This window comes from Streptomyces sp. SS7, from assembly GCF_037993025.1.
Classification (GTDB): Bacteria; Actinomycetota; Actinomycetes; order Streptomycetales; family Streptomycetaceae; genus Streptomyces.
In genome coordinates, this window is record NZ_CP141223.1 from 824927 (window position 1) to 844433 (window position 19507).

18 protein-coding genes and 1 pseudogene are annotated in these 19507 nt (G+C 72.8%); 11 read left to right on the forward strand and 8 right to left on the reverse strand.

Features of this window, described 5'->3' with window-relative positions:
• Positions 1-16 precede the first annotated feature (16 nt).
• The 3 genes from U5640_RS03840 to U5640_RS03850 form a co-directional block, all read right to left on the reverse strand.
• Positions 17-2155: an EAL domain-containing protein gene (locus U5640_RS03840; protein ID WP_340374384.1), complete on the reverse strand. Its 2139-nt coding sequence runs from the start codon at positions 2153-2155 to the stop codon at positions 17-19.
• A complete protein-coding gene (locus U5640_RS03845) occupies positions 2152-2964 on the reverse strand; it encodes an SAM-dependent methyltransferase (protein WP_340374385.1) in 813 nt (270 codons plus the stop codon). Before U5640_RS03845 ends, U5640_RS03840 begins: the two co-directional genes overlap by 4 nt.
• Positions 2965-3291: 327 nt before the next feature.
• Positions 3292-4284, reverse strand: coding sequence for an SCO0930 family lipoprotein (locus U5640_RS03850; RefSeq protein ID WP_340374386.1), 993 nt, complete (start codon positions 4282-4284; stop codon positions 3292-3294).
• Between the two features lie 310 nt (positions 4285-4594).
• Between U5640_RS03850 and U5640_RS03855 the strand changes: the two genes are divergently transcribed.
• The 3 genes from U5640_RS03855 (at position 4595) to U5640_RS03865 (ending at position 6768) form a co-directional block, all read left to right on the forward strand.
• Entirely contained in the window at positions 4595-5239 is a 645-nt protein-coding gene (locus U5640_RS03855) for a hypothetical protein (RefSeq protein ID WP_340374387.1), read from the forward strand.
• Between the two features lie 21 nt (positions 5240-5260).
• Positions 5261-6025, forward strand: a complete 765-nt coding sequence (locus U5640_RS03860; protein ID WP_340374388.1) for a hypothetical protein — start codon at positions 5261-5263, stop codon at positions 6023-6025.
• A 212-nt stretch (positions 6026-6237) separates the two neighbouring features.
• The gene (locus tag U5640_RS03865) at positions 6238-6768 is read left to right on the forward strand and encodes a hypothetical protein (RefSeq protein WP_340374389.1); all 531 of its coding nucleotides are present in this window, start codon (positions 6238-6240) and stop codon (positions 6766-6768) included.
• Positions 6769-6875: 107 nt separating this feature from the next.
• Here U5640_RS03865 and U5640_RS03870 read toward each other — a convergent pair whose 3' ends face one another.
• Positions 6876-7391, reverse strand: coding sequence for a hypothetical protein (locus U5640_RS03870; RefSeq protein WP_340374390.1), 516 nt, complete (start codon positions 7389-7391; stop codon positions 6876-6878).
• 335 nt (positions 7392-7726) lie between these two features.
• Between U5640_RS03870 and U5640_RS03875 the strand changes: the two genes are divergently transcribed.
• Positions 7727-8398, forward strand: a complete 672-nt coding sequence (locus U5640_RS03875; RefSeq protein ID WP_340374391.1) for a class F sortase — start codon at positions 7727-7729, stop codon at positions 8396-8398.
• A gap of 27 nt (positions 8399-8425) precedes the next feature.
• On the opposite strand, the gene U5640_RS03880 is transcribed toward U5640_RS03875, so the two are convergent.
• Together U5640_RS03880 and U5640_RS03885 are read right to left on the reverse strand one after the other, a co-directional pair.
• The gene (locus U5640_RS03880; protein ID WP_340374392.1) at positions 8426-9265 is read right to left on the reverse strand and encodes a polysaccharide deacetylase family protein; all 840 of its coding nucleotides are present in this window, start codon (positions 9263-9265) and stop codon (positions 8426-8428) included.
• Positions 9266-9340: 75 nt separating this feature from the next.
• Positions 9341-11306 (reverse strand): annotated as a pseudogene (locus U5640_RS03885) (amino acid--tRNA ligase-related protein).
• 97 nt (positions 11307-11403) lie between these two features.
• Here U5640_RS03885 and U5640_RS03890 point away from each other — a divergent pair.
• Positions 11404-11889, forward strand: coding sequence for a universal stress protein (locus U5640_RS03890; RefSeq protein WP_340374393.1), 486 nt, complete (start codon positions 11404-11406; stop codon positions 11887-11889).
• Between the two features lie 10 nt (positions 11890-11899).
• Here the strand turns inward: U5640_RS03890 and U5640_RS03895 are convergent, their stop codons facing one another.
• Positions 11900-12715, reverse strand: a complete 816-nt coding sequence (locus tag U5640_RS03895; protein WP_340374394.1) for an alpha/beta hydrolase — start codon at positions 12713-12715, stop codon at positions 11900-11902.
• Positions 12716-12795: 80 nt separating this feature from the next.
• On the opposite strand from U5640_RS03895, the gene U5640_RS03900 reads away from it, so the two are divergent.
• Positions 12796-13272 (forward strand): MarR family winged helix-turn-helix transcriptional regulator, encoded by a 477-nt coding sequence (locus tag U5640_RS03900; RefSeq protein WP_340384916.1) that lies wholly within the window; start codon positions 12796-12798, stop codon positions 13270-13272.
• 23 nt (positions 13273-13295) lie between these two features.
• Here the strand turns inward: U5640_RS03900 and U5640_RS03905 are convergent, their stop codons facing one another.
• Positions 13296-14450 (reverse strand): CapA family protein, encoded by a 1155-nt coding sequence (locus tag U5640_RS03905; RefSeq protein WP_340384918.1) that lies wholly within the window; start codon positions 14448-14450, stop codon positions 13296-13298.
• A 215-nt stretch (positions 14451-14665) separates the two neighbouring features.
• On the opposite strand from U5640_RS03905, the gene U5640_RS03910 reads away from it, so the two are divergent.
• The 5 genes from U5640_RS03910 (at position 14666) to U5640_RS03930 (ending at position 19503) form a co-directional block, all read left to right on the forward strand.
• Positions 14666-15214 carry a sigma-70 family RNA polymerase sigma factor gene (locus tag U5640_RS03910; protein ID WP_340374395.1) on the forward strand — a complete coding sequence of 183 codons (549 nt, stop codon included), beginning with the start codon at positions 14666-14668 and terminating at the stop codon, positions 15212-15214.
• Between the two features lie 157 nt (positions 15215-15371).
• Positions 15372-15887: a hypothetical protein gene (locus tag U5640_RS03915; RefSeq protein ID WP_340374396.1), complete on the forward strand. Its 516-nt coding sequence runs from the start codon at positions 15372-15374 to the stop codon at positions 15885-15887.
• A gap of 141 nt (positions 15888-16028) precedes the next feature.
• Positions 16029-16688 (forward strand): zf-HC2 domain-containing protein, encoded by a 660-nt coding sequence (locus tag U5640_RS03920; protein WP_340374397.1) that lies wholly within the window; start codon positions 16029-16031, stop codon positions 16686-16688.
• Between the two features lie 160 nt (positions 16689-16848).
• Positions 16849-17238, forward strand: a complete 390-nt coding sequence (locus U5640_RS03925; protein ID WP_340374398.1) for a hypothetical protein — start codon at positions 16849-16851, stop codon at positions 17236-17238.
• Between the two features lie 3 nt (positions 17239-17241).
• Positions 17242-19503: a caspase family protein gene (locus U5640_RS03930; RefSeq protein WP_340374399.1), complete on the forward strand. Its 2262-nt coding sequence runs from the start codon at positions 17242-17244 to the stop codon at positions 19501-19503.
• The last annotated feature ends 4 nt before the right edge of the window (positions 19504-19507 follow it).

The window sequence follows — 19507 nt, forward strand, 5'->3', positions numbered from 1 at the left end:
GGGGGAGCCGCCGCGGTCAGCCCGTCGCGTCCGCCAGTGCCAGTTCGTGGAGGCGCTCCGGTGGGCCGGGGCGGGCGTAGTACCAGCCCTGGGCGGTGTCGCAGCCGAGCAGGCGCAGTTGTTCGGCCTGGGCTCCGGTCTCCACGCCCTCGACGGTGACCGCGAGGTCGAGGCCGTGGGCGAGCGAGACGATCCCCTCGACGATCTTGAGGTCGACGGGGTCGGCCGGGAACTGCTGCATGCCCTGGGTGAAGGAGCGGTCCAGCTTGAGCACGCTCACCGGCAGTCGGCGCAGATTGGCGAGGTTGGAGTAGCCGGTGCCGAAGTCGTCCAGGGCGATGTCGATGCCCATCTCGGCCAGCCGGCGCAGCGGTTTGAGCAGGTCGTCGTCGGCCCCGATCAGGGCGGACTCGGTGACCTCCAGGCACAGCGCCTGCGGTTCGACACCCGCGCGTTCCAGGATGTCGACCGTGTCCTGCACCAGCCCCGGATGGGTGAGCTGACACGGCGAGAGGTTGACGTTGATGCGGAGCGGCGGCGCCGAGTCGCCGTCGCGTTCCCGCCAGGCACGGGCCTGCCGTACGGACTGTTCCAGGACCCAGCGGCCGAGCGGCACGATCAGCCCGGTGTGCTCGGCGAGCGGGATGAACCGGTCGGGGCCGAGCACCCCGTGCTGCGGGTGCAGCCAGCGGACGAGGGCCTCCGCGCCGCGGACGCTGCCGTCGCCGAGGTGGACCAGCGGCTGGTACTCGATGAAGAACTCACCGCGCTCCAGGGCGGCCGGCAGCGCGGTGGTGAGCCCGTGGCGGGTGATCGCGCGTGCGTCGGCCTCGGGGTCGGCGAGCTCGAAGCGGTTGCCGCCCGCCGACTTGGCCCGGTACATGGTGATGTCGGCACTGCGCAGCACCTCCGCCGCGTTGTGCTCCCCCGCCCGCCCCTCCACGATCCCGATGCTGCCGCGCACGGTCAGCTCGCGGCCGTCGATGCGCACCGGCGCGACCAGGGCGTTCTGGATGCGCGTGGCGAGTTCGTCGACCTCGCTGCGGGTCTCGGTGCCGGTGGTCAGTGCCACGAACTCGTCGCCGCCGAGGCGGGCCACCATCTCACCGGGCGCGGTCGCGCAGGACTGCAGCCGGTCGGCGACCTCGACGAGCAGCTGGTCGCCGGCCGCGTGACCGAGGCTGTCGTTGATGGTCTTGAAGCCGTCCAGGTCGAGGTAGCACAGCCCGAAGCCCTGCTTGCCGCCCGCGCCCAGCACCTTCTCCAGGCGTTCGAAGAACAGCGTGCGGTTGGGCAGACCGGTGAGGGCGTCGTGGGTGGCCTCGTAGCGCAGCCGCAGGTTGAGCAGCCGGCGCTCGGTGGTGTCCTCCATCAGGGCCAGCTGGTACTGCGGTGCGCCGTCCGCGTCCCGCAGCAGGGACACCGTGAGATTGGTCCACAGGACCGTCCCGTCGGGGCGGTAGAACGCCTTCTCCAGGTGGTAGTGCTCGCGTTCGCCGCGCACGAGTTCGTCGTAGAGCTTCCAGGTCTGCGGGGCGTCGTCGGGGTGCGTCCACTCCCGGACGTTGCGACCGTGCATGGTCTGCTCGGAGACGCCGAACATGCGCAGCAGCGCACCGTTGACCTGGAGGATGTTGCCGTCGAGGTCGGCCATGCCGATCCCTATCGCGGCGCCCTCGAAGACCGCGCGGAAGCGGGCCTCGCTCGCGTGCAGCGCCTGTGCCACCACGCCCTGGGCCTGGAGCGCGGCCCGGGCGATGGCCTCCTGCTCGGCGAGCGTGCGCTCGCGCAGGGCCTGCGCGTACCCGGCGGCCATGGCGTGCTGCAGCCGGGAGGCGCGGGTGCGCAGCTCCTCCTGGGGTCCGTCCTCGCCGCAGTAGAGCACCAGATAGGCGTCGACGCAGTCGAGGGCACGGCTGAGCGCCTCGGGGTCGGTGCAGTGCGCGTCGACGAGGGCCGCGCCGACCGCTCGCCCGGTGTCCGCGTCGAAGGCCCTCGCCAGCAGTGCCTCGCGCAGCCGACGGGCCGACGGCAGGAGTTGTTCCTCGAACTCCGGCCGGGTCAGCGACGTCGACGTCACCGGGAACACCGCCCGGCTCCAGATCGTCGCGAACCGGCGCAGTCTGTCCTCCGGCCCGTCCGGCGCGGCGGTCACGCGGTACGCCCCACGCCGGCGAACCCGCAGAACGCGTACGGATCCTCGTCCTGGGGGTCGGTCTCCGGCCGCCAGCGTGGCATCGGCACCAGTCCCGGTTCCACCATGTCGTACCCCTCGAAGAACCGCGCGACCTCGTCGCGCGTGCGCATGATCAACGGGAGGCGGATGTCCCGGTACACGTCCACCATCGCCTCCGTCCGCTCCCGGGCCACCGGCATTCCCTCGTACGAGGCATGCGTGAGGACGAGCACGCTGCCGGGCGCCAGCGCCTCGGTCAGCTCGGCCACCGCCGCGTACGGGTCGTCCGCGTCCTCCACGAAGTGCAGTATCGCAACCAGCAGCAGCGCCACCGGCCGGTCCAGGTCGATGAGGCTGCGGACCTCGCAACTGGTGAGGATGTCCTGCGGCTTGCGCAGGTCGGCGGCGACCACGCCCGCGTCCCCGTTGCCCTCCAGCACGGCCTGGCTGTGCGACACGGCCACCGGGTCGTGGTCGACGTAGACGACCCGGGCGCCGGGGCTCGCGGCCTGGGCGACCTCGTGGACGTTGCCGAAGGTGGGTATGCCCGAGCCGACGTCGAGGAACTGGGTGATGCCCTCGCCCGCCGCCCAGCGCACCGCGCGCCGCATGAACGCCCGGTTGGCCTGCATGATCTTCGGCAGCCCGGGGGTGAACCCCAGCGCCCTGCGCGCCGCTTCCCGGTCGACCTCGAAGTTGTGCGAACCGCCCAGGAAGTAGTCGTAGATCCGCGAGACGCTCGGCACCGAGATGTCGATGCTCCGAGGGGCCCAGGCGGGACGCTCCATCTCTGTCTCCAAGGCGTAGGCGATCCGGTGTTCGAGCTGAGGCTACTGATCGCCCGCCAACGGGGCGAGTGGAAACGGAAATTGACCGTCCGTTCCCGGTCACCGCCTGCGGCACGTGCCGGATCGACATCCCCGAAGGGTCCACGAGAAGCACCCGACGCATCCCGGAAGGTTCCACAGCCGCCTGAAGGGCGGCGAAAGTCTACGCATACGCGGCATGAACCGGGAAACGGCGATCCGCCCCCTCCGTGCGGCGTGGAGGGGGCGGACCAGTGGTCGGGCGCGCTCGTTCAGCAGGTGCGGGGATCAGCCCTGGGGAGGTGATCGCTACTGCTTGGGCGCGCCGACCAGATCTCCGTTCGGGGCCACGGCGTACCAGGTGCCGCCGACGCCCTGACCGTTGATGTCGCCGGGGGACTTGTCACCGGAGAAGGTGTAGATCGGGAAGCAGTTGATGGTCTGCTGCTTGTCGCCGTCGGACCGGGTGAAGTTCATGTAGCCCTTCTCCTGGATCCCCTTGGTCTGGGAGAAGTCGACCGGGTCGACGATGGGCCACTTGTCACGGCAGGCGTCGTTGCAGTTCGACACCGGCTTGGGCCACGCCTTGTCCTTGAGGAAGCGGTAGACCGTCATGCCGTTCTTGTCGACGACGATCTTGCCGAGGTTGGGGTCGTTGCGGACGGAGAGGGCCGCGGTCGCCGACGCCGAGTCGGCCTTGGCCTTCTTGCCGTCGGGGGCCAGCGCGAACCACTTGTTGCCCACGCCCTGGCCGGTGGTGTCACCGGCGTTGGCGTCCTTGGCGTAGTAGTACGCGGGCCAGCCGTCGACGGTGAGCTGCTTGGTGCCGTCGGAGCGGGTGACCTCGCCGAGCAGCGACTTGTCGATGCCGTCGCCCGCGGAGACGTCGTCGGCGGAGACCGGCGGCCAGGTGGTGGCGCAGTCGCCGTCGCAGTTCGACTTCGGCGGTTCGGCGGTGTCCGCGTCGAAGCGGTAGAGGGTCATGCCCTTGGAGTCGGTCAGGATATTGCCGAGTTGGGCGTTGGTGGAGATCGCCAGCTCACCCGCGGTGGCGCCCTGGGCGCCGGCGCCGGCGTCGGCACCGGCCGTGCCGGCGGGGTCGGTCGCACCGGCCGACGCGCCGACACCGGTCCCGACGCCGCCGATACCGCTGCCGACACCCGCGATGCCGCCGGCCTGGGCCGTCGCACCGACGTTCTGGCTGGACGCGGACGTACCGCTTTCCTGACCGCACGCCGTCGTCAGCGCCAGAATGCCCACAGCGCTCGCCACGAGTGAGGCGCTCCGCCAGGAGGTCTTCATCGTCAACAACTCCCCGATAGTCCTAAGGGTGTTCGCAGCGCCCTGCTGCGCCGCCGCACGGCACTGGGTACGCATGGGGGCGGTCGTTGTGTTCAAACGCGGCACAAAAATCTTTCCGAGGCCTGTGATCGGCGCGTTCCGGGGGCCGTTCGCGCAGGGCGCGGGACCCGGCCGCGGGGTCGTACACCTGTACCCGAGGGGGACGCGCGCGCCGGTGCCCGCCCCGCCGCCGGGCGCGCGCTTCCCCCGTTCGGGGCAATCGGGGCCGTCCAGGGCGTAGGGGGGCGCAGCGCACCGCATGATCTCGGTCGTGCATGGACCCGAACCGACCCGAACCGCCCTCGTCACCCGGGCGTTGTCCCTGACGGCGGCGGCCTGGATCCTCGCGGCCGCGCCGGCCGGGGTGGCCGCGGCCGACGCGTGCGCGTACGCCTCCACGGGCCGCGGCGGCACCTCGGCGGTGGCGGTGGCGGGAGGCCGGGGCCACTCCTGGCCGACGCCGCCGACGTCACCGGACTTCCCGGACGGGCCGGACTTCCCGCAGGCGCCGGCGTTCCCGAAGCCCGTGATGCCCACGGCGTGCCCGGTCCCGACGCCCCCGCCGCCCCCACCGCCCCCACCGCCCCCGCCGGAGCCCGAGCCCACCCCCAAGCCGAAACCGACCGTCAGGCCCGTCCCGCCCCCGAAGCCGACCCTCGGGCCGCGGCCCGCGCCGACGCCCCCGCCGCCCGCACCGGCGGCGCCCGCGGCCCGGCCGCCCGCCCCGCCGAGGCCCAGGCCGAAACCGGCACCGCCCCGGCCCACCCCGCGGCCGTCGGTGACCCCCGTGAGCTACCCGGAGTACCACTCCAAGCCACGCCCCCGACCGGCCGGTGAGCGCACTCCTCCGGTCACCTACGTCCTGCTCATCACCGTGCCCGCGCTGGCCGCCGTCGCCGCGCTGCGGCCCCGCTAGCGCCGATCCAGGAGGCATGTCTTGCCGGAATGGCTTGTTCTCACCTTCGCGATGCTCGCCGCCTGCGCGGTCGTCATCGCCGTGACCTTCCTGCGGCACCGCTCGGCCGCCGAGGACGAGGACCCGTCCGAGACCCCGGACGTCATCGAGTACATGACGATGTGGATCGGCGTGGTGTACGCCATCGTCCTGGGCCTGGCCATCGCCGGGGTCTGGGACGCGCGGGGCGGCGCCGAGGACCACGTCCAGGCCGAGGCCCAGGCGCTGCACGAGATCTCGGAGCGGGTGCGGGTGTACCCGCCCGAGGTGCGCGACCGGATCCGGGCGGACGTCAACGCCTATGTCGGACACGTCGTCACCACGGAGTGGAAGGCGATGGCCGACCGCGGCGAGGTGACCGAGCGCGGGGACGCGCTCCTGCAGAAGGTGCGGGTCGACGTCACCGACTACCAGCCCGCCAACGACTTCCAGGCGCAGGCCTACCAGCCGGTCCTGGACCAGATGGCCGCCGCGGACCAGGCACGCAACGCCCGGGCCGGCTCGACCGGGGCGACCATGCCCGGAGTGGTGTGGTTCGGGCTGCTGGCGGGCGGGGTCATCACCATCGGCATGGTCTTCGCGCTCCAGATCAGGCGCACACCCCGGGAGCTGGTCCTCGCCGGGCTGTTCTCGGCCCTGATCGCCTTCCTGCTCTTCCTCATCTGGGACTTCGACGCGCCCTACAGCCGGGGCATCGCGGCATCCGCCGAACCTTTCCTGCACCTGTTCCCGAACGCCGGGGGCTGACGCACCGCCGGGGGGACGGACCGGGCCGCCACGCCGCGGCCGTCCCCCGCTCGCCGGAACGCCGTCCCCTGGGCGGCCCACATCCGTGCCCCATTCGCGCTACTGCGATCGCGCGGGCGGACACCCGTTCCTAGCGTTTCGGTCATCGAGGTGCATTCACGGCACGAGCGGAACAGGTCCGCCGCGGCTCCTCGAAGACCGGAGGAACCCCCATGCGCGCGATACGCGTCGCCTCGGCCGCCCTGCTGGGCGCGGCCGCCCTGGCCCTCACCGCACCGGCCGCCGTCGCGAGCGACGACGGCCACTACGTCATGTCCGAGGGATACCGGGTGCTGCCCTCCACCGTCGCGGCGGGCGGCCAGGTGACGCTGCTGGTGGACCGTGAGGTCAGCGGCTGCAAGGGCTCGGTGACGGTCACCTCGGGGGTGTTCGACCCGGTCACCGTCCCCCGGGGGTCCACGTCGGCGGTGACGCTGGTCGACCGGGACGCGAGGCCCGGGGCGGTGTACCGGGTAACGTTCACCTGCGGCGGTCTGAGCGCCGTCAAGGAGCTGACCGTCACCGCCGGTCACGGGCCCGTCCCGACGCCCTTCCCGCTCCCCCACGGGGTCCGGGCCGGCGAGGGCGGCACCGTCGCCGGCTTCGACCTGCGCCTGATCGGACTGGGGGCCGCGCTGATCGCGGGCTCGGTCGGGACGGCGTACCACCTCGCGCGCCGGCGCGGGGGCGCGGACACGGCCTGACGGCACCGCCCGGGTGGGCGGTGCCGTCGGGGACCGTGTGTGCCGCGGCGGGTGAGCGCGCCTCGGTCTCGGATCCGGCGCCCGGTCTCAGCGGACGGCGCCCGGTCTCAGATACGGCGCTCGGCCCGGCGGCGCATCCAGAACAGCCCGCCGCCGGCCACCGCGGCGGCGACCAGCCCGCCGCCGATGGCGATGTCGGTGGGGGTGGCGCCGGTGGAGCTGCTGCCGCCGAGACCTCCGCGGACACCGCCGAGCACGGTGAAGGCGCGCGGGCTGACCAGGGTGCGGCCGGAGCAGGTCACGGTGAGGTCGTAGCTGCCGGGGCGGGCGTTGTTGCTGATGGTCGCGGTGCCCCGGGCGCTCTGGTTGGTGCCGCTGATCGCGGTGAGGGTGGCCGTCCCGAAGGCGTCCGAGGTCATGGTGCCGCCCTGCGGGCAGCCGTCGACGGTCACCGTGATCTGGCCGCCCCGGGCGATCACGCTGGGCTGCACGACGATGTTGCTCGGGCTGACGTTCATGCCGTCGCGCGCGACGGCCACGGGGGCGGCGAGGCCCAGGGCGGCGACCGCGGCGGCCGAAACCGCCGAGGCCGTCGAGACTCTCCGAAGACTGGTGGTGCGCATGTGATCCTCCGCGGAAGGCGCCCCGGGTCCCGTCCCCGGTCTGTCGGCGAGAGAACGCCTCCCGCAACGACCCTCAGATGCCCTGCCCGCGCCCGCATTTCGGCGATGGTCCGTCCTGGTGAGCGGACACGCCGGGAGACGAGCGCGCGATCACCCATCGCCGCAGGTCACGGACCGTCAGAAAAATCCTCCGGGCGGCGACTCGGATGGCGCACCGAACGCCGGGCCCGCCACCCGTTCGCCCGTGAGCCGTCGCCGGTTGCCGGTGGCGGACTTAGCGTTCTGATATGCGCGAAAGGGACGCGGCGACGGCCGTGTCGAAAGGGGATTGCCGCATGTCCGGTTACGACCTGTCCGAGCGGGCGGAAGAGGAGGAGCGGCAGCGCAAGCGTGCCCCCTGGGGGGTGATAGCGCTTGTTCTGCTGACCGGTCTCGCGCTCATCCGCAACGGTTCGGGGGAGTTCGACATCGGCCCGCCGCAGCCCGCCGCGGCGGCGGCGCCGGACAGCCGCACCGCCACCGGCACCTTCGGGCAGGCGCCGGCCGCGCTGCCGTTCGCCCAGCCGGACCGGGTGATGATCCCCGCGATCTCGGTGAACGCGCCGGTGATGCCGGTGGGACTGGACGCGGACGGCTGGGTGGGTGCTCCGCCGCCGGAGGACCCCAACCTGGCGGGCTGGTTCACCGGGGGCGTGTCGCCCGGCGAGAAGGGGACGGCGGTCGTGGTCGGCCACGTCGACAACAAGCTGGGCCCGGCCGTGTTCTACGGACTCGGCGCCCTGAAGAAGGGGAATCGCGTCGAGGTGGCGCGCCAGGACGGGAAGACGGCGGTCTTCGAGATCTACGGCATCGAGGTCTTCGCGAAGAACAACTTCCCCGGCGACCGTGTGTACGCCTCCAAGGGCGCCCCCGAGCTGCGGGTCATCACCTGCGGGGGCGGTTTCTCGAAGGCGAACGGGTACGACGGGAACGTCGTCGCCTTCGCCCGCCTGGTCGAGGTCCGCTGAGCGGTCCCGGCCGGGCGGGCGCCCGGTTCAGGTGCCCGGCCGCCGGGGCACGGTGATCCGGTAGCCGGAGTCCAGCAGCCGGGGCAGGTAGCGGCGCAGCGCCTTGACGCTCTGGGAGCGGTCGCCGCCGGCGTCGTGCGAGAGGATCACGACCCCGGGGCCGGCGCCCTCCTCGACCCGGTGGACGATGCTGCGGGTGCCGGGGGTGGTCCAGTCGAGGGTGTCGACGGTCCAGGCGAGGGGTTCCATGCCCAGTTCGGAGCCCAGTTGGAAGGCGGCGCGGTTCCAGGCGCCGTAGGGCGCGCGGAACCAGCGGGGGCGCTCCCCGTAGCCGGTCTCGATGACCTCGCTGGTGCGGGTCATCTCGGAGCGGATCCGGCGGCGGGAGAGCGTGGTGAGCAGTGGGTGGGACCAGGTGTGGTTGCCCACGACATGGCCCTCGTCGGCCATCCGGGCCAGCAGGTCCTGGTGGTCGACGGCCATCTCCCCGCACACGAAGAACATCGCGCGGACGTCGTAGCGGGCGAGGGTGTCGAGGATCTGCGGCGTGTAGCGGGGGTCGGGGCCGTCGTCGAAGGTCAGCACCATGCTGCGGCCGCGCCCGGACAGGCTCATCAGCGGTTCGCTGCGGACCGGGACCCGGTCGGGGGCGGCGCTCGGGGGGCCGTAGCCGGTGAGGGGCTGGAGGCGGTACGCGGAGGCTTTCATCGCGGGGCCGCCCGGGGCGCCGGCGACCGGCCCCGCGGCGCCGCCGGCCGGTTCGTCGTCTCCCGTGGCGAGCAGTCCGGCGGCTCCGGCCGCCCCGGCCGCGGCGGTGGCGCCGACGAGCAGGATCCGGCGCCGTGTGAACAACTGATCCTTCTTCATGCAGTCATCAGTCGCCCGTCCGGCCCCGTCCGCACCGCACCGGTCACACGATTCCACCCTCCGGCGCAGCGCCGGTCAGTCGCGGGCGTCGCGCCGTCGCACCAGGGGGAAGGGGAGTGTCTCGCGGATCGTCAGGCCGGTGAGGAACATGACCAGGCGGTCGGCGCCGATGCCCGGGCCGCCGGTGGGGGGCATGGCGTGGTCGAGGGCGTCGAGGAAGTCCTCGTCGAGTTCCATCGCCTCGGGGTCGCCGCCCGCCGCGAGCAGGGACTGGGCGGTCAGCCTGCGGCGTTGTTCCACGGGGTCGGTCAGTTCGGAGTAGGCGGTGCCCAGTTCGGTGCCGAAGGCGACGAGGTCCCAGCGTTCGGCGAGGCGGGGGTCGGTGCGGTGCTGCCGGGTGAGCGGGGAGACGTCCGTGGGGAAGTCCTTGTAGAAGGTGGGGAGCCGGGTGCGTTCCTCGACGAGGCGTTCGTACATCTCCAGGACGATGTCGCCGGGGCCGTCGTCCGGTGTGCGGGGGACGCCCGCGCGGTCGCAGTGGCGCCGGAGCACGGTCAGCGGGGTGCCGGGGCCGATCTCCTCGCCGAGCGCCTCGGAGATCGCGCCGTGGACCGTGCGCACGGGCCAGGTCCCGGAGATGTCGTGGCGCTCGCCGTCCCGGTGCACGACGGGTGTTCCGTGGACGGCGCTCGCGGCGCCCTGGATCAGCTCGCGGGCCAGGCCGAGCATCACGTCGTAGTCGGCGTACGCCTGGTAGGCCTCCCGCATGGTGAACTCGGGGTTGTGCTTGGGCGAGACGCCCTCGTTGCGGAAGGTGCGGCCCAGTTCGAAGACGTTCTCCAGGGCGCCGACGCAGAGCCGTTTCAGATACAGCTCGGGGGCGATGCGCAGGTGGAGGTCGAGGTCGTAGGCGTTGATGTGGGTGGTGAAGGGGCGGGCGTTGGCTCCGCCGTGGATCCGCTGGAGCATCGGGGTCTCGACCTCGAGGTAGCCGCGGTCCGGCAGTCCCCGGCGCAGGGCCTGGACGGCGGTGGAGCGGGCGCGCACGACGTCGCGGGCGGCCGGGGAGGCGATGAGGTCGAGGTGGCGCAGGCGGACCCGGGCCTCGGGGTCGGTGAGGCCGCGGCGTTTGTCGGGCACGGTCGCCGACGGGGTCGCCGGAGGCGAGGCAGACCCCGGCCTCGACGCGGTAGGTGACGGCGGCCTTGCCGCTCGGGGAGAAGACGACGGCCTTGTCGCGCCGGGTGGCGAAGTAGCCGAGGGAGTCCTGGCCGCCGTACCGGTGCAGGAGGGCGCGCAGGCGGGGTTCGTCGTCGCCGTGCAGGGCGGCTTCGAGGCGCTGGGAGCGGAAGAGGGTGGCGGCGGCGTTGAGGAGGGCGAGGGCGCCGAAGAGGCCGAGGAGGAAGTACAGGGCGTGCGGGGTCCGTCCGTCGAAGGAGCGGGTGGAGACCAGGCCGCCGAGGACCCGGTCGGCGGCCCAGCCGAGGCGCTGTCCCTCCGGCAGGGTGCCCGGGAAGAGCACGACCAGGCCCCAGCCGACGAGGATCGCGAGGACCAGTCCGGCGGCGAGGACGGCGAGGGCGCGGCGGACGGCGCCGTGGCGGGAGGCGGCGTAGAACTCGCGGCGGGCGACGACCAGCAGAGCCAGGGCGAGGGCGCAGACGACGCGGGAGGGCAGGGACTCGGCGTACAGGCCGACGGCGACGCCGAGGACGTCGGTGAGGACGACCAGGCCCAGGTAGACGACGACCAGCCACCAGGCGATCCTCTTGCGGGCGGCGGTGGCGGCGGCGAGGAGGAAGAGGAAGACCGCGTAGGCGAGGTTGGCGCTGACCGGGACGATCACGAGGTCCAGGAAGCGTACGACCGGGCGCAGCAGGCGGCGCAGCGGGGGGACGAGGGCCAGCAGCAGGCAGAGCAGGGCGAGGGCGCCGAAGAACGTGGCGAAGCCTTCGGGCACCCGGCCGGGGAAGCGGTCCGCGGGCCGTCGTATCGGGTCCGCGGAGTCCTTGGCCGTGGCGCTGTCCACGGTGGCGCTCATGTACCGACTGTAGGAACACCCGGGCGGGGCCGCCCGTCGAACGGTGGGTGCCCGGGCCGGGCGGTGGTCGGAGCCGGGGCTCCGATAGCCTCGGGCCGTGACGGAACAGCATGCGCAGCGGCCCGCGCGGGAGCCCTCGGAGCCGTTCGAACGGGGCACGGACGGCCCCAAGGTCGTCCTGGTGGGGGTCGACGGCTCGGACTCCTCCCTGCGGGCCGCGGCCTACGCGAGCGGTCTGGCCCGCCGCCAGCACGCGCTGCTCGCCGTGGTGTACGTGCAGCCGGTGATGGCGGCGGGGGCGGCCTTCGGGGTGCCGGTCACGGAGACGACCGGGCAGGTCGCCGAGGACCTGGTCGCGCAGATCCGGGAGTCCGCCGAGCGGCTGCGCGGGATATTCGACGTGCGGTGGGAGTTCCACACCTTTCCCGGCGACCCGTACACGGGACTGGTGCGGGCCGCGGACGAGCTGAAGGCCGACGCGGTGGTGGTGGGCGCCTCCGAGCAGGCCGGGCACCGGATCGTGGGTTCGGTCGCGGTGCGGCTGGTGAAGGCGGGGCGGTGGCCGGTGACGGTGGTGCCGTAGGCGGTCCGGCTCAGAGGGACTTCAGGAAGGTCCTGATCGCCGCGGTGAACTCCGCCGGCTTCTCCATGTTCAGGTAGTGGCCCGTGTCGTCGATGAGTTCGGCGCGCCCGTGCCGGACCTCGTCGGCCAGCCGCTGTGCCGCGGCGATCACGTCGGGGGTGTCGAGGGCGCCGTTCAGGGTGAGCACCGGGACGTCGACCTTCGGGAGGCGGGACCAGGTGTCGGTCACCCGTACCAGCTGGTCCCGCTCGCCGGGCGTGTGCTTCGCCAGGGTGCTCAGGGCCATCTCGCGCAGCCGGCGCGGGATGGCCGGGTCGATGTCGTCGAGCGTGCGGTGCGGACCGGGCACATAGGAGAGGAAGGCCTTCAGCCAGCCTTCGAGGTCCCCGGCCGCGAGGGTGCGCGCGATCTCGGCCTGGATCCCCCGGTGCCAGGGGTCGGAGTCCTGGAACTCACCGGTGGAGGCGCCGCAGACGACGGCCGCGCGGACCAGTTCCGGGTGTTCCAGCAGGGTGTCGCTGACGACGAGGCCGCCCATCGAGACGCCGACCAGCACGGCGGGGCCGGCGTCGAGGTGGTCCAGCAGCTCGGCGAGGTCGTCGGTCCAGCGGAACGGCCTGCTCGCGTTGGCGGAGGCGCCGTGCCCGCGGATGTCGGGGGCGATCACCCGATGGGTCTCGGCGAGCGCCGGGATGTGGTCGTCGAAGACGTGGTGGTCGACGAATCCCGAGTGGAGGAGCACGACGAGGTCCCCGGCGCCCGCCTCGCGGTAGCCGAGGTCGCCGTCGGAGGACGTGAAGAACTTCATTTCCGCAGGAGCATTCATGACAACCAAGGTGTCATCTTCCCGGGATTTTGACAACCTAGTTGTCATGTCGCCCTGCGTGGTGAGCGCGCGTGCATGATGTGGGGGTGAACGACGCCCCGCTCCCGCCCGACGAACTCGGCCACCGCCTCACCGAGGTCTTCGACCTCGTCGGACCGCTCTACCGGCGCGCCCTGCGCAAAGTGGAGCAGGGCGAGGCGGTGGAGGGGGCGTCCGTGGGGGTGCGCTCGGTGCTGGACCTGCTGCGCCAGAAGGGCGACCTGACCGTCCCGCAGATGGCCCGCGTCATGGCGCTCAGCCGGCAGTTCGTCCAGCGCACGGTCAACGACGCGGCGGAGCGGGGGTGGGTGGAGAGCGTCCCGAACCCCGCACACCAGCGCTCGTCCCTGATCCGGCTCACCGAGGAGGGCCATCGGCTCGTCACCCTCGTCCTCGGCCGCGAGCACATGCTGAACCGCCAGGTCGGCGGGGACCTCACCGACGCCGAGGTGCGGGCCTGTGTGCGGGTGCTGCGGGAGATGCTGAAGACCTTCGACCACGTGGACGTCGAGGACTGACCCCGGCCGCCCCTGCGGGCCCCCTACTCCCCCATCACCAGGCCGTCCTTGGCCGCGCCCCGGCTGAGGACGACGTCCCTGATCCGGTCGCGCACGCCCTGGACCCCCGCGCCCCGGGCGAGCGCCTGGTTGAGGTTCACCACCCGGCCCGCGTCGACGTCGAACATCTGCGGCAGGAACTCCGCCTTGGCCACCTGCCAGCGGCCACCGGGCCGCGCGGGCGGGGCGAAGGTGAAGCGGGCGACGGTGGACTCGTTGCCCCGGGGGTCCTCGGCGCCCCGGTTGTCGCTCATCTCGCCGGCGATCTGGTCGCCCAGGCCGTAGACGACCCAGGTGCCGTTGACCTTCTCGTACGCCTGCGGGACATGGGCGTGGGTGCCGAGGACGAGGTCGACGTCGGGGCGGCCGGCCGTACGGGAGGCGGTGAGGGCGCGGGCCAGGGCGAGTTGCCGCTCGTCGGGGGCGTCCTGCCACGGTGTGCCCGCGTGCACGGAGACGACGACCACGTCGGCGCCCGCTTTCCGGGCGGCCCGGGCGTCGGCGAGGATGCGGTGCTCGTCGGCGAGGCCGACGCTCCAGGGCTGCTCCGCGGGCAGCGGGGAAGCGGTGCCGTAGGTGTAGGCGAGGTGGGCGACCTCGGCGGAGCCGGCGTGCAGCAGGGTGACCGCGTCGGCCTCGGCCTGGGAGCGTGCGGTGCCCGCGTGCCGTACGCCGGCGCCGTCGAGGGCGTCCAGGGTGCGCTGCACCCCGGCGGCCCCGTCGTCGAGGCTGTGGTCGGAGGCGGTGGAGCAGCCGTCGTAGCCGGTGGCGGCGAGGGCCTGCGCGATCTCCGGCGGGGACCGGAAGACGGGGGCACCGCTGTAGAGACCGTTCGCGCCGTAGACGGTGTCCAGCTGGCACAGGGCCAGATCGGCCCGGGAGACCACGGGTGCGATGTCCGTGAGCATGGGGCGGAAGTCGTAACCGGTGCCGCCCGCGTCGAACTGGGCGCGTTCGACGACCGAGCTGTGCGGCAGGATGTCGCCGGAGGCCACGAGGGTGAAGCCGCGGGCGGCGGAGGCGGCCGGCGGCCCGGGGCGCTGCGGCTGCTGACGTTCCCGCTCATGCGCCTGGCATGCGGCGCCGGCGGCGAGGAGGGCGGTCACGGCCAGGGCCACCGCGTGCCTGCGTGCGACGATCATGGGTCACCCCAATTCTGATGGATTGTCATATTTACCCATGTCTCACTCCTAGCGCATGCCCCCGGACGGACCGCTCCGCCGCTCCCTACGGGCCGCCCGATCGGCGTAGCCCCCGACCGTTCGTCGAACCGTTCGTCGACGCGATCGACCGTCCGCCGCAGAGCCGTGCCGGCACCCTGTCCCGAACCGGTGCCTTGCGGTGCCATACGCGCATGACCGCCGGAACCGCCCTCGCCGCCACGAAGACGACCGCCGAGCACGAACTCGCCGCGCTCCAGCGGGAACACGGCCGGCCGCTCTTCGCGCTGCTGCTGCGGCTCTGCGACGGCGACCGCCAGCGCGCCGAGGACCTCGTCCAGGAGACCCTCGTCCGGGCCTGGCAGCATCCCGAGGCCCTGCGCACCGACGCGTTCGACTCCGTACGGCCCTGGCTGCTCACCGTCGGCCGGCGGCTCGCGATCGACGCGCGGCGGGCCCGGCAGGCACGGCCCCCGGAGGTCGGGGACGCGGTGCTGGAGAACGCACCGGTCTGCGCCGACCACGCCGAACGGGCCGCCGCGGCCCTCGATGTGCGCGAGGCTGTGAAGACACTCACTCCCGAACACCGTGAAGTCCTGGTGCTCGTGTACTTCCGGGGGGCGAGTGTGGCGGAGGCCGCCGAAGCCCTCGGCATCCCTGCCGGTACCGTGAAGTCCCGCGCGTACTACGCGCTGCGCGCCCTGCGCCGGGTGCTTCCGGGATACGCGCCCGACCTGGGCTGAAACACACAGCCGGGTCAAGCCTTCGCAAAGCGCCTTGCCGAGGACCCCCGTTGGGTAATCGGGTGTCCTTATCCGTGTTCCGGTCCTGCGACCGGCCACCGGACTCCAGGGGCCCGGCGACGGGCTGCGCGCACGCACCGGAGGAAGGCAGGAAGGGATGCAGCACAGAGGTCATCAGAGCACGGACGGCGCCGGCGGGGGCGAACTCACCGTCCCCATGGCCTGGTTGTACGCCGAGTACATCGCCGACGAACTGCTGCGGACCGGCGATCTCATGCCGCCGACGTCCTTCGAGTTCCGCGCCGGGCGCGACGCCCTGGCGCTCACCATCTTCCTGTCCGACACCGACGGCGAACTCCCCGGCATCCGGGTCGTCACCCAACTCGAGACCTGGCTTTCGCTCACGGCGTACGACCAGCCGTGGCAGGACTGGGTCGAGGAACGTATGTCCCAACTGAGGGCCGTGGCGAAGCAGGCGGACGGCCCCTCGCCGGATCTCGAACTGGCCGAGGCCGCCTGGCGCTGGCTGGAGGAGACCGAGCTGCTCGCCCCCGACCTCAACGCGGTCCCGGGCGGCGCCCCGGGGGGCGGCGAGGACGAGGGACCCAAGGTCTGGACGCCCGCGTGGCAGCTCGGACTGCCCCTCGGTCACCTCGCGATCCATCTTTTCTAGAATCCGACCAATCCGCGAGCCCGGCCGCTCCGAACATCTGGGTCACGATTCGGTACGCGCCTTGAGTGATTCGGGTGCCTGGTCCGTACCGGTGGGAGCAAGGAGTAACCCCACTGGCACTCAACGGCACGAGGTTTCGGCATGAGGTCCCTGGAGAGGCATCGCGACGTCGGCGCGTACGCGCTCGGCGTGCTGGACGAGGCGGAGGCCTTCCGCTTCGAGGACCACCTCATGGAGTGTCCTCAATGCGCGGCGCAGGTCACCGAGTTCGGCCCCACCGCTCGGCAGATGATGCTCTACCGGCGGGCCACCCCGCGCAGCGTGCACCCGTTCGCCGGCCCCGGTCCGCGGATGCTGGACAAGCTGCTCGCCGAAGTGGCGGTCCGGCACCGGGCCGCCCGTCGCCGGATGATGTTCGCCCTGGCGGCCTCCGTGGTGATCGCGCTCGTCGGCCCCGCGGTCGCGATGATGGCGGGCGGTGACGACGCCGAGGACGCGGTACGGGTCACGGCCACCGACGAGAAGTCGGGCGTCTGGGCGCAGGTGACCATCGAGGACGAGGCCTGGGGCAGCGACATCGAGCTGAAGGTGAAGGACGGCGCGGGCCCCCGCGACTGCCGGCTGATCGCCGTCGGCCACGACGGCTCCGAGCAGACCGTCACGAGCTGGAACGTTCCGCTGCACGACGCCCGGCCCAACACCATGAAGGGCGGCACCGCCTACCACCCCGAGGAGGTCGCCCGCTTCGAGCTGCGCACCGCCGAGGGCGAGCATCTGGTCACCCTGCCCTCCACCGACTGAATCCGGCCCGAAGTGAGTTCAGGTCACTTCGATGTCGCGTTCAACCTCATTCCCGGACAGTGATTCCGCACATCCTTTCCCGTTAGTGGAATCGCGGAATATCGCGATTTGCAGCGGCGTGCGTCTCGACGGAAAATGTTGTCGAGACGTGGAGCCACCGATGGAAAAGACTTTGCGAATCCTCCTGTCCGAGGACGGCGCGGAAGCCGAGGACATCGCCGAACTGACCGGCTTTCTGCGCGAGGAACTGCTGCAACTCGACGTCGACGACGTCAGGGCCGTGACCGGCGAGGAGGCGCTCCCGCCGGGCGCCCGCGCCGTGGACATCACCACGATCGGAGCCCTGCTGGTCAGCCTGGGCGCCTCGGCCACCGGACTGTCCCAGGTCATGAACGCCATCCGGGAGTGGCGCGGTCGCTGCCGGGGCACCCGCCCCACCCTGCGCCTGACCCTGGACAACGACCAGCTGGAGATCTCCGAGGCGACGACCGAGCAGGTGTCGGAGGCGTTCGACCTGTTCGTCAGCCGCCACTCCCCCCTCGAGGCGTGAGCCATGACCACCACCCGGCATGCGCTGATCATCGCCAACGACCGGTACGACGACCAGGGCCTCGGACAATTGCGGGCACCGGCGCAGGATGCCGTTTCCCTCGCGGAAGTCCTGGGCGATCCCGAGGTCGGCGATTTCGATGTGGAAGTGTTGAGGAACGAACGGGTGGACGCCATCCGGCGCGGCATCGAGCGTTTCTTTTCCGAGGGCGGGCGCGAGGACACCCTGATGCTGCACTTCTCGTGCCACGGCCTGAAAAGCGAATCCGGATCCCTCTATTTCGCGGCCCGGGACACCGAACCGCGGCTGTTGGAGGCGACGGCGGTCTCGGCGCAGTTCGTCCGGCACTGCATGTTCCGCACCCGGGCCAAGCGGACCGTGCTCTTCCTGGACTGCTGCTACGGCGGCGCCTTCTCCCGGGGTTCGTCCTCGGTCCGGGCCGCGGGGGACGTCCATGTCCTGGAGTCGTTCGCCGGGGAGAAGCTCGGCGGCGGCCGGGGCTGGGCCGTGATCACCGCCTCCAACTCCATGGAGTACGCCTTCGAGGGCACCCAGCTCACCCGCACCGCCGCACCGCGGCCCTCGGTGTTCACCCACGCCGTCGTGGAGGGCCTGACCACCGGGGAGGCCGACCTCGACGCGGACGGCGAGGTGTCCCTGGACGAGCTGTACGAGTACGTCTTCGACCATGTCCGGCGGGAGAGCCCCCACCAGACGCCGGGCCGCACCGTCGACATGCAGGGCGACATGTACCTCGCCCACAGCCGACGGCGGCGCATCGTGGCCAAGCCCGTGCCGCCCGCCCTGCGCAAGGCCATGGAGGCCGCCAACTTCTACACCCGGCTGGGTGCGGTCGCCGAGCTGCGCGCCTGGATGGAGAGCACCGACCTCGCCAAGGCGCTGGGCGCGTGCGAGGCCCTGGAGGAGATCGTCCAGAACGACATCCGGGTGGTCTCGGACGAGGCGCGCAAGGCACTGGCCGACGCCGCGCTGCGGCCCGATCCGGTGCGGATGGACTTCGGCCGGGTGCCGCAGGGCTCCGCGACCCCGCACCGGCCGGTCCATCTGCTCGGCCCGCCCCTCGCCCGCGCCTGCACCTTCCATCCCGTCGCCGAGGCGGGCGGCTGGCTGCGGGCGGAGGAGTCGCCCGAGGGCCTGGACGTCGCCGTCGACACCTCCCGGCCGGGCCGGCTCAGCGGGGAGCTGCTGCTGAAGGGCGTCGTCACCGGCGAGGTGACCCTCCAGGTGGAGGCGGAGATCGTACCGGCGCCGGCCCCGCTGCCCGCACCCGAACCGGAGCAGCCGCCGCCACCGCCGCCGCCCCGGCAGGAGGAGCGCGGCACCGGACGGGGCGGGACCCCCGCGGTGCCTGCGGCGCCCGAGGTGCCCGAGGTGCCCGAGGCCACCGCGGAACCGGAGAGCTCCGGTACCGGCCGGGTCGTACCCGAGGCCACCGAGCAGGGCGCGCCCCCGGCCGACGCGGACCGTGTCCGTCCGGACCGTGTCGACGGGGACCGTCCCGATGCGCACCGTCCTGGGGCAGACGGTTCCGGTGCGGTCGGCGTCCCGGCGGCTGCCGGATCCGGAGGGGGCGCAGGGCCCCCGGCCCCACCGGAGCGCGGTGCGGCGACACGGCCCCCGGGGGACGACGGAGGGGGCCCGGACACCGGCGGGGCCCCGGGCCGCCGGGAGGCGGCCGCCACGCCGGTCCACGGCATCCCGCCCCTGCGCGAACCCCCTCCGGTCCGCGAACCCGCGCCCGTGGCGGAGCCCGCGCTCGGGCCCGCCCCGTCCGCCACCCGGCGAACGCCCGTGCCGCGGCGGGCGCCCGTGGCCGAGGAGGCCCCGGGGACCCCGGCGGTGACCGGGGGGCAGGAGCGGGTGCAGCCCTCGCAGCGGGCGCCGGTGCTCGCCGGGGTCGCCCTGGTGCTGGCCGTGGCCTCGGTGGGCACCGCGGCGCGGGCCGTGTACAAGGCGAAGACGGCCGTACAGGCGCTGCACGACCTCAAGGGCGACCTCGGACAGCACATCAGCGACTCGGGGATGCTGCCCGCGCTCGTCGTCTCCCTGGTCACGGCGGCGGTGGCCGTGCTGCTGTGCGCGCTCGCCCGGCGCGACCTGACGACCCGCCCCCGCCTCTACCCCGCGTCCACGGCGAGCACCACGACCTCCGTGGTGTGGACGGCGCGGCTGCTGGCCGTCCCGGCGCTCGTCGTCGGCGTGATCATGGCGATCGCGTACCCGATCACCAACAGCATCTGGTGAGCCG

Coding starts and splice junctions, on each gene's coding strand:
- U5640_RS03845 (WP_340374385.1), bottom strand. CDS start 2,964: ATGGAGCGTCCCGCCTGGGCCCCTCGGAGCATCGACATCTCGGTGCCG.
- U5640_RS03850 (WP_340374386.1), bottom strand. CDS start 4,284: ATGAAGACCTCCTGGCGGAGCGCCTCACTCGTGGCGAGCGCTGTGGGC.
- U5640_RS03865 (WP_340374389.1), top strand. CDS start 6,238: ATGCGCGCGATACGCGTCGCCTCGGCCGCCCTGCTGGGCGCGGCCGCC.
- U5640_RS03870 (WP_340374390.1), bottom strand. CDS start 7,391: ATGCGCACCACCAGTCTTCGGAGAGTCTCGACGGCCTCGGCGGTTTCG.
- U5640_RS03875 (WP_340374391.1), top strand. CDS start 7,727: ATGTCCGGTTACGACCTGTCCGAGCGGGCGGAAGAGGAGGAGCGGCAG.
- U5640_RS03880 (WP_340374392.1), bottom strand. CDS start 9,265: ATGAAGAAGGATCAGTTGTTCACACGGCGCCGGATCCTGCTCGTCGGC.
- U5640_RS03895 (WP_340374394.1), bottom strand. CDS start 12,715: ATGAATGCTCCTGCGGAAATGAAGTTCTTCACGTCCTCCGACGGCGAC.
- U5640_RS03910 (WP_340374395.1), top strand. CDS start 14,666: ATGACCGCCGGAACCGCCCTCGCCGCCACGAAGACGACCGCCGAGCAC.
- U5640_RS03915 (WP_340374396.1), top strand. CDS start 15,372: ATGCAGCACAGAGGTCATCAGAGCACGGACGGCGCCGGCGGGGGCGAA.
- U5640_RS03920 (WP_340374397.1), top strand. CDS start 16,029: ATGAGGTCCCTGGAGAGGCATCGCGACGTCGGCGCGTACGCGCTCGGC.
- U5640_RS03925 (WP_340374398.1), top strand. CDS start 16,849: ATGGAAAAGACTTTGCGAATCCTCCTGTCCGAGGACGGCGCGGAAGCC.
- U5640_RS03930 (WP_340374399.1), top strand. CDS start 17,242: ATGACCACCACCCGGCATGCGCTGATCATCGCCAACGACCGGTACGAC.